Consider the following 14806-nt stretch of genomic DNA (forward strand, 5'->3'; position numbering starts at 1 on the left):
AACGCCCGAGGCATCACGCGAGCGCGCGGCATGCCGCTTGAATGCCGACCTGAACCAGTGACGCATATGGAAGTAGATTGCGTATATGAAAGAAGCCGTCCATACCTGCTGCCATAAACGGCGTAACGGGCGGAGAGGACAAGGCGATGGCAGGTTGGCAGCCACACATGGACCGACGGGACGCGCTGGCGACGTTGGGCGCCGGACTTGCGCTGGCTCCTGGCGGTGCGGCAGCGGTCGCCAATGCGGGATCACAGGCGACCGGTGGCTCGCCCGCCAGCGACAGTGTGCTTTGGTATGCGCAGCCCGCCGCCAGCTGGGTGGAGGCGCTGCCGGTCGGCGCGGGGCGCATCGGCGCCATGGTCCATGGCGGCACCACCCGCGAATACCTGCAATTGAACGAGGATACACTGTGGTCGGGCGGCCCCTACGATCCTGCCAGTCCGGATGCACGCGATGCCCTGCCGACTGCGCGTGAGCTGATCTTCGCTGGACGCTTTGCGGAAGCGGAGACGCTGCTGAGCGAGAAGGTCATGGCCCGCCCGTTGAAGCAGATGCCATACGGCACCGTCGGCTGGCTGGTGCTGACCCGCCTCGGCAGCGTGCCCGGCCCGCCGCCTTTCAGTGCGGAGCGGGCGATCCGCAGCGTGGTGACGCCGTCGGTCCCGCCCATGCCGCTGCCCGGCTACCGGCGCGAACTGGACCTCGACAGTGCGGTCGCCACCACCAGCTGGACCGCCGACGATGGCACGATCCACCGGCAGGACGTGCTCGCATCCCACCCGCACCAGGTGATCGCCGTGCGGATCACCGCCGATCGACCGGGCGCGGTGTCGCTGGCGCTGGCCTTCGTGTCGCCGAACAAGGACGCAGCCGTTGCCGCCGGGCGGGCGGGCGAACTGATGCTGTCGGGCGCCAATGCTCCGGCACAGGGGGTGGCGGGGGCGCTGACCTACAATGCGCGCGCATTGATGCAGCACAAGGGCGGTACGTTGCGGCAGGAGGGCGATCAGCTGATCGTGACCGGTGCTGACGAGGTGGTGCTGCTGGTGGCCATGGCGACCAGCTATCGCCGGTACGACGATGTCTCCGGCGATCCCGCCGCGATCACCGCCACGCAGATCGACCGCGCCCGCCCGCTGGGATGGCGCCGGATCGCGGAGGACAGCAGCGCCGATCATCGGGCGCTGTTCCGCCGGGTGTCGCTCGATCTCGGGCGCACGCCGCACGCGGACCTGCCGACCGATCAGCGCGTGCGGCGCGGGGGGGCGGGGGATGATCCGTCGCTGGCGGCGCTGTATTTCAATTATGCCCGCTACCTGCTGATCGGCAGTTCCCGCCCGGGCAGCCAGCCGGCCAACCTGCAGGGTATCTGGAACGATTCCACCAGCCCGCCATGGGGCGGCAAGTACACGATCAACATCAACACGCAGATGAACTACTGGCCGGCGGAGCCTGCCGCGCTGCCTGAATGCGTGGAGCCGCTGGTGGCGATGCTGCGGGACCTGTCCGTTACCGGCGCCCGCACCGCGCGGACGATGTATGGCGCCCGCGGCTGGGTCTGCCATCACAATACGGATCTGTGGCGCGCGACCGCGCCGATCGACGCGCCAAGCTACGGCATGTGGCCCATGGGCGGCGCGTGGCTGACCACACATCTGTGGGACCACTACGATTACGGCCGCGACCGCGCCTTTCTGCAATCGGTCTACCCGATCATGCAGGGTGCGGCACTGTTCTTCGTGGACACGCTGGTCCGCGATCCGCTGACCGGTGCCATGGTGACGAACCCGACCACTTCGCCGGAGAACCGACATGGCGGGATGAGCGCGCTTTGTGCCGGCCCGACGATGGATGCCGGCATCCTGCGCGACCTGTTCACCCAAGTGGCGGATGCGGCCGACATCCTTGGCACGGATGCCGACCTCGCGCGGCAATTGCGCGCCTTGCGCGAAGAGCTGCCGCCATTCCGCATCGGTGGGCAGGGCCAGTTGCAGGAATGGCAGCAAGATTGGGATGCGCAGGCGCAGGACATCAATCACCGGCACGTCAGCCACCTCTATACGGTCTATCCGGCCCGGCAGATCAGCGTGGAGACGACCCCCGACCTGGCGAAGGCGGCGATGCGATCGTTGGACATTCGCGGAGACGAGGCCACCGGGTGGGCGACTGCGTGGCGCATTGCCTTGTGGGCGCGCCTGCGCGACGGCAATCGTGCGCACGGCATCCTGCGGTTCCTGATTGGGCCGCAGCGTACCTATCCCAACATGTTCGATGCGCACCCGCCCTTCCAGATCGACGGCAATTTCGGGGGCGCCGCCGCCATCGCGGAAATGTTGCTGAGCAGCGCGGACGAGACGATCCTGCTGCTGCCCGCCTTGCCCGACGCATGGCCTGCCGGTTCGGTCAGCGGCCTGCGCGCGCGGGGCGCCTGTACCGTCGACCTGACCTGGCGCCGCGGCGCCCCTGACAGCGTGACGCTACGCAGCACGATCGGCGGACGCCGGATCGTCCGGTTCGGGGATGTGACCCGGGCACTCGATCTCGCGCCCGGTCAGGAGGTACGGCTGGCCGGGCCGCATTTGCGGCCGGCCTGACCGGCCGGCCGGACTACTGTACGCTACAGCTTGGGCAGGGTTACACCCTGCTGGCCCATATACTTGCCGGCCCGGTCAGCGTAGCTGACCTCGCACGGCTCGTTCCCCCGCAGGAACAGGAACTGGCACGCGCCTTCGTTGGCGTAGATGCGGGCGGGCAGCGGCGTGGTATTGCTGAATTCCAGCGTGACGTGCCCCTCCCACTCCGGCTCCAGCGGGGTCACGTTCACGATGATGCCGCATCGGGCGTAGGTCGACTTGCCAAGGCAGATCACCAGCACATCGCGCGGGATGCGGAAATATTCGACGGTGCGCGCCAGCACGAAGCTGTTGGGCGGGATCACGCAGACGTCCGTCTTGCGATCGACGAAGCTGTTGGCGGAGAAATCCTTGGGATCGACCACAGCATTGTCGACATTGGTGAAAATCTTGAACTCGTCCGCCACCCGCGCATCGTAGCCGTAGGAGCTGAGGCCGTAGGAGATGCACCCTTCGCGCTGCTGGCGTTCCACGAAGGGTTCGATCATGCCGGCGCCCTGCGCCTGTTCGCGGATCCAGCGGTCGGAGAGAATCGTCATGGCGGCGGGCATAGGGCCACTGGCGACGCTGGCAAGCGTCAGCCGGCCTTGCAGTAGACCTCCCCGCTGATGCCCAGATACAGGCACGGGCGGTCGCCCGCGCGTACCTGCAGCCAGTCGCCATCGATCCCACGGGTGAAATGAACCCGTCCGTCGCTGACGATGCCGTCATATGTCTCGGACCCGCCATCCCCGGCATAGGCCAGCACCAGTGCATACCGGTCGGGCGCGGTGCGTCTGACCGTCAGGCGGTTGCCGCCGGCATCGCCCCACTGCCCGACATAGGCGTCGGGCGGAGCGGACGCCGCGGCGGGCAGTGTGGGTGCCGTGGGCGGTTCCAGCAACGGTGTTGCCGATGGGCTCGGCAGCGGCGATCCGGTTGGGGCGGGCACCACTGCCGACGGGGCGGAGGTGGCGGTGCCGCCATCCCCAGCCCACCAGCCGCCGGGGCGCAGCAGCGCAATGGCAAGTATCCCTGCCAGCGCCGCACCTGCGCCCAGCCATGCCCGTGGCGACTGCATCCTACTTGCCGATCAGGTTCGCGCCATCGCCCAGATGGAAGCCGGGATGCGGCGGCTGGTTGTAGGCGACGTTCTGCCAGGCGATCGCCAGGCGGTAGACCGGATCATGCATCAGCGTTCGCAGGCGATAAGGCGTGGAGTACGGGGTGGCATAGATGCGCAGCTCCGTACCGTCTGCCGATGGCAGGATCAGCTCCTCCCGCCAGTCGCCCAGGATGTCGCCCGACAGGGTGGGCGTGGCCTTCGTACCGTTATTGCTGGTCATCCCGGTCGGCGACAGCAGCGGGGTGGCCGCGTTCGTCTCCCAGTTCCACTTGCTGATCGTGAAGCCGTCCTGCAGTTCCCGCAGCAGGTCGCCATCCCACCAGATTGCGAAGTTGATAGCGCTCGGCCGCCGGGTGCCGATCAGCTGCCCAGCGGAATTGTACAGGTTGTTGCTGCTGGCGGCCCATGCCTCCGACCCCGGATGACGCGGGTCGATGTCGATCGCGATACCGCGGCCAATGTCGCGGGTGGACGGGGTGCTCCAGATCACCTCCCCCGTGCGGGCGTCCAGCATGGAGGAGCCGACCCCGCCATTGCCACGATAATCCTCATGCACGCCGAACTTCTCCAGGCCCGGACGCGATGGCAGATGGTCGGTCACATGCATGGCATCGCCATGCTTCAGGTTGCTGTTCCACAGCGCCGCGCCAGTGTCGTCGACCGCCATCGCGCCATAGACGATCTCGTCCCGCCGATCCCCGTCCACATCGGCGATGGCCAGCTGGTGATTGCCCTGGCCGCGATACTCTTCGCCGGCCACGTCGCTGTCGAAGAACCAGCGCTGCGTCAGCTGGCCATTGCGCCAATCCACCGCCCACAGCGTGGTGCGGGTGTAATAGCCGCGGGCGAACACGGCGGACGGGCGGCTTCCATCCAGATAGGCGACCCCCGCCAGGAAGCGGTCTACCCGGTTGCCATAGCCATCGCCCCAGACGGCGTTCAGCTGGCTGGAACTGGGCGATAGCGTATCAGGATGGCGCGGCGGGTTGTAGTCGATCGTCGCCATGGCCGCACCTGTCAGTCCGTTGAAGACGGTCAGGTATTCGGGACCGGCGAGTACGTAGCCGTTGCTGTTGCGATAATCGGCAGTGGCATCGCCGATCACTTGCCCGGTGCCGTCCACCGTGCCGTCGGCGGTCTTCATCATGACCTCAGCCCGGCCATCCCCGTCGAAGTCATAGACCATGAACTGCGTGTAGTGGGCGCCGGCGCGGATGTTGCGGCCCAGGTTCATGCGCCACAGCCGGGTGCCATCCAGACGATAGGCGTCCATGTAGACATCGCCGGTATACCCGCTCTGCGAATTGTCCTTGGCGTTGGTCGGGTCCCACTTCAGCACGATCTCGTACTGCCCGTCACCATCCAGATCGCCGACGCTGGCGTCGTTGGGCATATAGCTGAAGGCTGCCCCGCCCAGCGTGCCGCCCGGCGGCGGCGACAGCGGAATGGAGCGGTAGCCCTCGCTCCATACCCCCGCGGCAGCGGATGGGGCTTGCGGCACGCCCTTCAGCACCGCACGCACGGTGTAGGTGGAAGCGGCGGTTCCGCCGGCATCGACCAGATTGGTGCGGTCGGCGATCGGCTGGGCATTCAGCAGCGTGCCGTCGCGATAGACGTTGAAGCGCGCGGCCATGCTGTCCGTGGCCATCATCCGCCAGGAGACGAGATTGCCCCCTTCAACCGCCGGGACGACCACGACGCCCCGGTCTAGTGCCTCCATCTGCCGCTGCTGCACGGTGACGGGCGTCCCGGCAAAGGCCGTGGTTCCGACTGCCAGCAGGCCAGCACTCGCCAGCAGGGTTCGACCGATCTTTGTGAAACGCATCACCACGCTCTCCCTCGTCGTGCCGGTCCGCGCGTCGCAGCCGGCATGGTCCATTGGCAGAAGCAGGGCGCACGCCCGCAACCCGCGAAGCAGGTTGCATCGGTGATTGTCTGACGGATGGAAGGTCGCGCCTTCTGATGCCATTACGGCACCAGGCCCCTGCGCAGACCTCCCGAACCCAGCTTCCTCTCGATTATGCGATTATTGTTACCAGCCTAATTGGCAGGGCAACGGCTGTCGAGCGGTTCTTTGCACTATGTGGTCGAAGTGGTCAGATGCTGGTGAGTTCGACAGACCTCAAAGGGTGGCCAGCAGGGTCGCATTTCCGCCTGCTGCCGTCGTATCGACGGTGGTCACCCGCTCCGTGGCGAAGCGGGCTACATAATGCGGCCCGCCTGCCTTGGGTCCGGTACCGGACAGACCTTCCCCGCCGAATGGCTGACTGCCGACGACTGCGCCGATCTGGTTGCGATTGACGTAGAAATTACCGACACGCGCGCGTGCCTCCACCAATCGGCGGTTCGCCTCGATCCGGCTGTGCAGCCCCAAGGTCAGGCCGAAACCGGTGGCGTTGATCTGGTCCACCACCTGCGCCAACTCGCCGGCGCGAAAGCGGGCGACGTGCAGGATCGGACCGAAATTCTCCGCCTGTAGGTCGCCGATCGCCTCAATCTCCACGATCGCGGGCGCGACATAGCTGCCATTCGCGCACGGTCCGGGCAGCATGGCCTGCCACACATTGCGGCCGGCGGCGCGCATCTCCGCCAAGTGATCGGACAGCTGGCCCTGGGCCTGCCGGTCGATCACGGGGCCGACGTCGGTGGCAAGCTCCGCCGGATCGCCGATCACCAGCGCATCGAACGCGCCGCGGATCATTGCCAGCATCGGTTCGGCCACATCCTCCTGCAGGTACAGGACGCGCAATGCGCTGCAGCGTTGCCCCGCGCTCTGGAATGCGGAAGCGATCACGTCACGCGCGACCTGTTCGGGCAGGGCGGAGCTATCGACGATCAGGGCGTTCTGTCCGCCGGTCTCGGCGATGAATTGCCCGATCGGGCCGGGCCGCATGGCCAAGGCACGGTTGATCGCCTGCGCCGTGGCGGTCGAGCCGGTGAAGGCGACCCCGGCGACGCGCGGATCGCCTGTCAGCATGCCGCCCACCCGCCCGTCACCGGGCGCCAGTTGCAGCACGTCGTCCGGGATGCCGGCCGCATGGCACAGCTGCACCGCGAAGCCCGCGATCAGCGGGGTTTGCTCCGCCGGCTTGGCGATCACGCTGTTGCCCGCAGCCAGCGCAGCGGCGGCGGGGCCGATGAAGATCGCCAACGGAAAGTTCCACGGGCTGATGGTGACGAACAGGCCACGACCATGCAGCCGCAGGCGGTTTTCCTCCCCCGTCGGACCGGGCAGGGGTAGGCCGGGGCCGCTGAAATGACGGCGCGCCTCCCCGGCGTAATAGCGCAAGAAATCCACCGCCTCGCGCAGTTCCAGCACCGCATCAGGCAGCGTCTTGCCCGCTTCGCGCCGGCACAGCTCCAGGATCTCGTCCGTGTGTTCCTCGAACAGGTCGGCCGCCCGGTCGAGCAGTTGGGCACGGTGCGCGCCGCCAGCCGCGTCCCACGCACCCTGTGCCGCGACGCCGCGTGCCAGCATGGCATCGACATCCTCCGCCTCCGCCTCCAGCACGTGGCCGACCAGCGCGCCGTCATGCGGGCTCATCACCGGCCGGGTGCGCTCGCCCGCGCCGGAACCGTCGACCAGCACCGTCGGCGTCGCCGCCCATTCACGGCTATCAAGCGCGGCAAGGCGGTCCAGCAGTGGGCGCCGCACCAACGGGTCGGCGAGATCGACACCCGCCGAATTGCGTCGGCCGGGAAAAATGTCGCCAGGCAGCGGGATCGACGGATTGCGCTGCGGCACCAGCGCCACCAGCTCCGCCACGGGGTCGGTCGCCAGGTCCGCTGCGGGGATGCCGGCATCGGCCATGCGGTTGACGAAGGAAGAATTGGCGCCGTTCTCCAGCAGTCGGCGCACCAGGTAGGCGAGCAGTTCCTTGTGCCCGCCCACCGGCGCGTAAATGCGGACCCGACGGGTGTGGCCTTCTGCGGCAAGGGCTGAATACACATCCTCCCCCATGCCGTGCAGCCGCTGGAACTCGAATTCGGGGCTGCCCTGTTCCCGCGCCAGCGCCTCGATCGCGCCGATCGTGTAGGCGTTGTGCGTCGCGAATGCGGGATACAGCACGTCGGCCGCTGCCAGCAGCCGGCCGGCACAGGCGAGATACGACACATCGGTCGCGATCTTGCGGGTGAATACCGGGTAATCGGGGAAGCCGCCCACCTGACTGGCTTTCACCTCCGCATCCCAATACGCGCCCTTGACCAGGCGCACCATCAGCCGGCGCCCATGCGCGCGGGCGAGCCGCGCGACCCAGTCGCACAGCGGCACGGCGCGCTTCTGGTAGGCCTGCAGCGCCAGACCGAAGCCTTCCCAACGGCGACCGTCCGCGCGCGTGAACAGCACGTCGTCCGTCACCAGTTCTTCAATGATGTCGAGGCTCAGCTCCAGCCGCTCCGCCTCCTCCGCATCGACGGTGAAGTGGATGTCCGCATCGCGCGCCGCGATGGCCAGTTCGCGCACGATCGGCACCAGCGCGGTTCGCGCCGCCTCCGCATGGAGGTAGTCATAGCGCGTATAGAGTGCCGACAGCTTGACCGAGATGCCGGGGCTATCAGCGACGCCCGCGCCGCTCTCGCGCGCCAGTCGGCGAATGGCACCGAAATAGCTGGCGCGGTATCGTTCGGCATCGGCGAAGGTCATCGCCGCTTCGCCCAGCATGTCGAAGCTGTGGGTCAGGCCACGGCGCCGCTCGGGCTCCGCGCGCTTCAGCGCTTCGTCCATGTCGCGGCCGAACACGAACTGCCCGCCCAGGATGCGCATCGCCTGCAGGGTGGCCTGGCGGATCACCGGTTCGCCCAGCCGTCCGACCGCGCGCCGCAGCGAATTGGCGATGCCCGCTGCCGCCTGGCTGCCGCGCAGCACCTGCCCCGTCAGCATCAGGCTGAAGGTCGCCGCGTTGACGAAGGTGGAGGAGGACTCACCCAGATGCTCCGCCCAGTCAATGCCGGCCAGCTTGTCGTGGATCAGCGCATCAGCCGTCTCCGGATCGGGCACCCGCAGTAGCGCCTCCGCCAGGCACATCAGCGCGATCCCCTCCTGCGTCCCGAGGCCGTAGCTCTGCAGGAAGGCATCGAGACCGCTGGCCTTACGGGCGCGCGCACCCTCGATCAGGCGGATGGCGAGGGCGCGCGCCTCACCATGCAGTGCCCGCGCGGGCGCCGCCTCCCGCAGGCGATCGGCGATGCAGGAGGTCTCTTCCTGGCGGTAGGCGGTGCGGAGCGCGGAACGGTCGATCATTGCGCGCCCTTGGACCTGCCGCAATCGCGCTGCAAGAGGTTGCATTTGTTCCTTGTCTTAGAGCAGCTTGTCCAACGTGATCGGTAGGTCACGGACCCGTTTGCCGGTGGCGTTGTAGATTGCGTTGGCAACGGCTGCGCCCACCCCGGTGATGCCGATCTCCCCCACGCCATGCGCACCCATCGGGCTGTGCGGATCGGGGATGTCAGTCCAGATCACCTCGATTGGCGGCACGTCCATGTGCACGGGGACATGATATTCCGCCAGGCTGGGGTTCATGATCCGCCCGGTGCGTGGATCGACCTCCGTCTCCTCCATCAGCGCCAGGCCCAGCCCCATGATGATCCCGCCGCGGAACTGGCTGCTGGCGGTCTTGGGATTGAGCACGCGGCCCACATCGAAACTGCCGAGCACGCGGCTGACGCGCGGCTCCCCTGTTATGGCGTTGACCCGCACCTCGCAGAAGATGGCCGAATGGCTGTGCATCGACCAGTGCATCGTCTCCATCGGCGGTGATGATGATGCCTCCACGCTGACCTCTTCCCGACCGGCACGGGCGAGGATGGACGCATAGCTTTCGTGGCGAGCGGGATCGCTTAGCGCGGCAAGCCCGCCCTCGAACCCGCCGACCTCCTCCACCGTCAGTCCGGCGAGGGGGGAATCATTGCCGGCCAGCTTCAGCAGTTCGGTCACCAGCGCCTTGTGCGCGGCGATCACCGCCGCGCCGATCGAGGCGGTCTGCTGCGATCCGCCAGCCAGCACTTCGCCCGGCAGCGTGTTGTCGCCATAACGGAAGTCCACTCTGTCCATCGGCAGGCCCAGCCGGTCGGCGGCGACCTGCGTCTGCACGGTGCTGGTGCCCATGCCCATCTCGTGCGCGGCGATGTCCACCTGCACCGCGCCATCACGCCGCAGCGTCATGCGCGCCGCGCCGCCGGGCATCCGGTAATAAGGGTAGGTGCCGCCCGCGCAGCCGATGCCGACCAGCCATTCGCCTTCGCGCCGGATACCGGGCGCCTGCCGCCGGTCCCATCCGAAGGCGGCGGCGCCGCTGCGCCACATCGTTTCGGTCTCCCGCATGGAGAAGGGCAGACCCTTCAATGGGTCCTTCTCCGGCTCGTTCTTCAGGCGCAGCTCGATCGGGTCCATGCCCAGCCGTTCGGCGAGTTCATCCAGCGCGATCTCCGTCGCGACCGTACCCACGGCTTCGCCCGGCGCGCGCATGAAGATGTTGCTGATGACGTCCAGTTCGACATGCTGCACGTCCAGCAGCATCGTCTCCGGCCCGTACATCGACATGCTGGCCAGGATAAATGGTTCGGGCATGGCGCCATGACCGGGCTGCAGCGTAGTGCCGGTATGGATCATGGCGGTGATCCGCCCGTCCTCCGTCGCACCCAGCGCCACGCGCTGTTCCGTTGGCGCGCGGCCTCCCACCAGGCGATACACGCCCTCCCGGCTCAGCGTGATGCGCACCGGGCGGCCCGCCAGCTTCGCCGCGGCGGCGCCCAGCACATGGTGGTGCCACATGCCCTTGCTGCCGAAACCGCCCCCCACGAACGGGCTGGTGACGCGGACCTGCGCCTCCTCCAGTCCGAAGATCTGGGCCATGCTCCAGGCGGTGTTGTCGACCATCTGCGTGGTGTCGTGCAGCCGCAGGATCTCCCGCCCATCCGCATCCTCCTGCCACGCGAGCGTCACCGCGTGGAGTTCGATCGGATTGTGGCTGTGCGGCGGCGTGGCGTAGGTGTGATCGACCTTTACCGGCGCGGCGGCGAACGCCGCCTCCGCATCGCCGACAGCGGCGTGCAGCGGGTGGCCCATGAACTGGCTGGGGATGGTGCCGCTCGCCTTCGCCTCGTCGAAGGAGGTCTTCGCCTCCTCCACCTCGTAAGTGACGGCGATCAGCGATTTCGCATGGTCGGCCTGTTCCTGCGTCTCTGCCAGGACCAGCGCCACTGGCTCCCCGTTCCAGTGGATGCGGGCGTCCTGCATGATCGGCGAACTGTCGCCCATGCCCGCCTTCGCGGCGGTCATGAACAATGGCGGGTCCTTCAGCCGCGGCGCATTGCGATGCGTCATCACCAGGATCACGCCGGGCGCCGCCTCCGCCGCCACGGTATCGATGCTGGCGATCCGGCCCCTGGCGATGGTGCTGTAGGAAAGCGCGGCGTAGCACATGCCCTCCAGCGCGAACTCGGCGGCGAAGGTCGCCTGCCCGGCCACCTTCTGTGGTCCATCCAGCCGGCTGACCGGCTGCCCGATATGGCCATGCTGGCGGCGGATCAGCGGATCGGGCTGGCCCCCCGGCACCCAGCTGTCGGGCGCCAAGGCAACCGCTTTCTCCATCACGCCGCTGACCGCGCCCTGCACCACTTGCTTGGCATCACCCAGAATGCTCATTGTCCGTTCTCCGCAAGGTCGGCCAGCGTCGCAGCGATGGTCCGCCGGGCAAGTTCGATCTTGAAGGCGTTATCGGCCAGCGGCCGCGCCGCGGCGAGTTCCGCGTCGGCCGCTGCCAGAAAGGTTTCCTCGCTGGCGCTGCGGCCTACCAGGTGCCCTTCCGCGACGCGGCAGCGCCATGGTCGGTGCGCGACGCCGCCCAGCGCCAGCCGCACACCGGAGACGAGGCCGTGCTCCACCTCAAGCGCGGCAGCGACGGAGACCAGCGCGAAGGCATAGCTCGCCCGGTCGCGCACCTTGCGATAGGTGGACCGGGCCGCCAGCGGAGAGGATGGCAGGGTGATAGCGGTGATCAGCTCGCCCGGCTGCAGCACGGTCTCGATATGCGGGGTGTCGCCTGGCAGCAGGTGGAAATCGGCCAGCTCCACGCTGCGCGGCCCCGTTGGCCCGTCCAGTTCCACGCTGGCGTCCAGCGCCGCGAGCGCGACGCACATGTCCGATGGATGCGTGGCGATGCAGGCGTCGGACGCGCCCAGGATCGCGTGGCCGCGGTGGAACCCGCCGATTGCATCGCAACCCTGCCCCGACTGGCGTTTGTTGCAGCGCGACCCTTCGTTGTCGTAGAAATAGGTGCAGCGGGTGCGCTGCAGCAGGTTGCCGCCCGCGGTTGCCATGTTGCGGATCTGTGCGGAGGCGCCGGCTACGATGGCGCGGGTCAGCACGGGGTAGCGGGTGCGGATCAGCCGGTGTTCGGCGATCGCCGTGTTCCTGGCGGCCGCGCCGATCCTGATCGAGCCGTCGGCAAGTTCTGTGATCGCCTGATCAAGCCCTGTCACATCGACCAGAGCGGCAGGCTGCTCGATCGTCTCCCGCATCAGATCGACCAGGTTCGTGCCGCCACCCAGGTAACGGGCGCCATCGGCAGTGGCGCGGGCGATCGCGGCGGCGGGATCGGCGGCGCGGGTGAAGGTGAAGGGCGTCATTCCGCCGGCTCCTTCTGCGCGAAGGTTTCCATGATCGCATCGACCATGCCGTTGTAGGCGCCGCAGCGGCACAGATTGCCGCTCATCCGTTCGCGCAGTTCGTCGGCGGTGAAGGGGATGTCGGTGGCCGACAGATCGCCGGTCACGTGGCTCGGCACGCCGCGGCGTAACTCCTCCACCATTGCCATCGCCGAACACAATTGCCCCGGCGTGCAATAGCCGCATTGAAAGCCATCATGCTCGACAAAGGCAGCCTGCAGCGGGTGCAGGTCGCCCGGCGTTCCCAGACCCTCTACGGTGGTGACGCTGCACCCGTCATATTGCACGGCGAGCGCCAGGCAGGACAGAATACGCTCCCCATCCACAAGCACGGTGCAGGCGCCGCATGCGCCCTGGTTGCAGCCCTTCTTGGTGCCGGTCAGCCCCTCATGCTCGCGCAGCAGGTCCAGCAGGGAGACACGGGGATCGGTCGGCGGAGCAACTGCACGGCCGTTGACGATGATGCTCATCGGGCGAAAGGTCCTCTGTCCCAGCCGGCCGAACTTTACCGGCCGGTACAGATTACCCAAACAGCTTAGCGGTGCAATGGTGCCCCGCGGAATCGTCCGCTGGACGCGCGTCTCGCGCTATTCGGCAGGCTCCGCCTGCCGTGCCTGGGCGGCCTGTTCGTTGCGGACAAATTCCAGCGTCGCCAGGAAGCGTTCGGCATCGAGAGCCGCCATGCAGCCGCTGCCGGCGGCGGTCACCGCCTGGCGGTAGGTATGGTCGGCCACGTCGCCGCAGGCGAACACGCCGGGGCGGTTGGTCTTGGGCGTCCCCGGCTCCACCACGATGTACCCGCTGTCGTCCATCTCCAGCTTGCCCTGGAACAGGCTGGTCGAAGGCGCGTGGCCGATCGCGACAAAGGCGCCGTCGCAGTGGAAGTCGCTGAACTCGCCGGTATCGCTGTCGGCCAATACCAGATGGGTGAGGCCGCCGTTCAGCGGATCGCCTTCGAAGCTCTCGACCCGCTTGTTCCACAGCACCTTGATCTTGGGGTGGACGAACAGGCGATCCTGCAGGATCTTCTCCGCGCGCAGATCGCCGCGTCGATGGATCAGCGTCACCTCATCGGCATGGTGGGTCAGGTACAGCGCTTCTTCCACGGCGGTGTTGCCGCCGCCGATCACAGCGACCTTCTTCCCGCGATAGAAGAACCCGTCGCAGGTCGCGCAGGCGGACACGCCCTTGCCGCCCAGCGCCTGTTCCCCCGGAACGCCCAGCCACTTCGCCTGCGCGCCGGTTGCGATCACCAGCACGTCGCCGACATATTCGTCACCGCTGTCGCCCTTTGCCCGGAACGGAGGGCCGTGTTCGATGTCCACCTCCGTGATGGTGTCCCACAGCATGCGCGTGCCGACATGTTCCGCCTGGGCCTGCATCTCCTGCATGAGCCACGGCCCCTGCACCACGTCGCGGAAGCCGGGATAGTTCTCCACATCGGTGGTGATGGTCAGCTGCCCGCCGGGCTGCAGGCCCTGCACCACGATCGGCTCCATGCCCGCGCGCGCGCCATAGATGGCGGCGGTAAGTCCCGCCGGGCCACTGCCGATGATCAGCATGCGGGTGGTGTGCGTGGTCATGTACGAAATCCCGTATCCGTCCTGTGATATGCCCCGGAGGGCAGGTGGCCCCTTGTGGCCATCTGATCAAGATGCGGCCGGCCCCGATGCGTAACAGCGCTGGACTTGTTAGCCTTCTATGTCCAGAGGGACGCAACGGAACAGTTGGGGATGGATGCTGCAGGTCCCGGCGCGGGTGTCGCGCCGGTGATTATGCCGTGTGCCACTGGATCGATTATGAGCGAAGACACAACCCCCCCGAACCCCTCTGCCGACACCGGCGGATCGACCTTCCCCGTCTATCGGGAAGGCGGGACCACCCCCGCCATCCGGCTGTCTATCAACCTGGTGCTGGTCGCCCGCCGTTGGCGCGCTTTGCTGGACGAGCGGTTGCGGACCATCGGGCAGAGCTCCGCCCGGATGGAAGCGATGAGCGCGATCATGAACGCGCCCGACCCCAATGCACAGATCGACATCGCCAAGCGGCTGCGCATCGAAGGCCCGACCATGACGCGCATGGTCGACACGCTGAGCCGCGACGGCCTGGTCGCACGCGAGCAGGCGCCGCATGACCGGCGGACCAACTACCTCAGCATCACGGACGAGGGGCTGGCCGCGCTAGAGCAGATCTTCGCCGTGGCGGACCCGATGCGCGACCGGATGTTCGCCGGTTTTTCGGAGGCCGAGATCGCCACGCTGAACGAGCAGTTGCAGTTGATGCTGGCCCGCCTGGATGAAGGGCTGCCGGCAGGCGAGCCCGAATAACGCCCACATCGTCGGCGTCGGGCAGAGGGCCGGAACGATGGCGGCAGGCGGATTGTTTGGAGCCAGACACC

Annotated in this window: 10 protein-coding genes; 2 read left to right on the plus strand and 8 right to left on the minus strand. The window is 67.5% G+C overall.

What is annotated here, in order from left to right:
* Positions 1-146: 146 nt before the first annotated feature.
* On the plus strand, positions 147-2597 hold the full coding sequence (locus V5740_RS12930; protein ID WP_347302883.1) for a glycoside hydrolase family 95 protein: 2451 nt from the start codon (positions 147-149) through the stop codon (positions 2595-2597).
* Positions 2598-2620: 23 nt separating this feature from the next.
* Here V5740_RS12930 and dcd read toward each other — a convergent pair whose 3' ends face one another.
* The 8 genes from dcd to trxB form a co-directional block, all read right to left on the minus strand.
* Complete coding sequence (gene dcd, locus V5740_RS12935) at positions 2621-3175, minus strand: dCTP deaminase (RefSeq protein WP_347302884.1); 555 nt, start codon at positions 3173-3175, stop codon at positions 2621-2623.
* Positions 3176-3213: 38 nt separating this feature from the next.
* Complete coding sequence (locus V5740_RS12940) at positions 3214-3696, minus strand: hypothetical protein (protein ID WP_347302885.1); 483 nt, start codon at positions 3694-3696, stop codon at positions 3214-3216.
* A 1-nt stretch (position 3697) separates the two neighbouring features.
* Positions 3698-5461, minus strand: a complete 1764-nt coding sequence (locus tag V5740_RS12945; RefSeq protein ID WP_347304532.1) for a rhamnogalacturonan lyase — start codon at positions 5459-5461, stop codon at positions 3698-3700.
* 402 nt (positions 5462-5863) lie between these two features.
* Positions 5864-8983 (minus strand): bifunctional proline dehydrogenase/L-glutamate gamma-semialdehyde dehydrogenase PutA, encoded by a 3120-nt coding sequence (gene putA, locus V5740_RS12950; protein ID WP_347302886.1) that lies wholly within the window; start codon positions 8981-8983, stop codon positions 5864-5866.
* A 57-nt stretch (positions 8984-9040) separates the two neighbouring features.
* A complete protein-coding gene (locus V5740_RS12955; protein WP_347302887.1) occupies positions 9041-11386 on the minus strand; it encodes a xanthine dehydrogenase family protein molybdopterin-binding subunit in 2346 nt (781 codons plus the stop codon).
* Positions 11383-12369, minus strand: a complete 987-nt coding sequence (locus V5740_RS12960; protein ID WP_347302888.1) for a xanthine dehydrogenase family protein subunit M — start codon at positions 12367-12369, stop codon at positions 11383-11385. The genes V5740_RS12955 and V5740_RS12960 overlap by 4 nt, the downstream gene beginning before the upstream one ends.
* Positions 12366-12878: a 2Fe-2S iron-sulfur cluster-binding protein gene (locus tag V5740_RS12965; protein ID WP_347302889.1), complete on the minus strand. Its 513-nt coding sequence runs from the start codon at positions 12876-12878 to the stop codon at positions 12366-12368. The genes V5740_RS12960 and V5740_RS12965 overlap by 4 nt, the downstream gene beginning before the upstream one ends.
* A 117-nt stretch (positions 12879-12995) precedes the next feature.
* Positions 12996-13991: a thioredoxin-disulfide reductase gene (gene trxB / locus V5740_RS12970; protein WP_347302890.1), complete on the minus strand. Its 996-nt coding sequence runs from the start codon at positions 13989-13991 to the stop codon at positions 12996-12998.
* Between the two features lie 216 nt (positions 13992-14207).
* On the opposite strand from trxB, the gene V5740_RS12975 reads away from it, so the two are divergent.
* Positions 14208-14735 carry a MarR family transcriptional regulator gene (locus V5740_RS12975; protein ID WP_347302891.1) on the plus strand — a complete coding sequence of 176 codons (528 nt, stop codon included), beginning with the start codon at positions 14208-14210 and terminating at the stop codon, positions 14733-14735.
* Positions 14736-14806 lie beyond the last annotated feature (71 nt).

Origin of the sequence: Croceibacterium sp. TMG7-5b_MA50, from assembly GCF_039830145.1 — a bacterium.
GTDB lineage: Bacteria > Pseudomonadota > Alphaproteobacteria > Sphingomonadales > Sphingomonadaceae > Croceibacterium.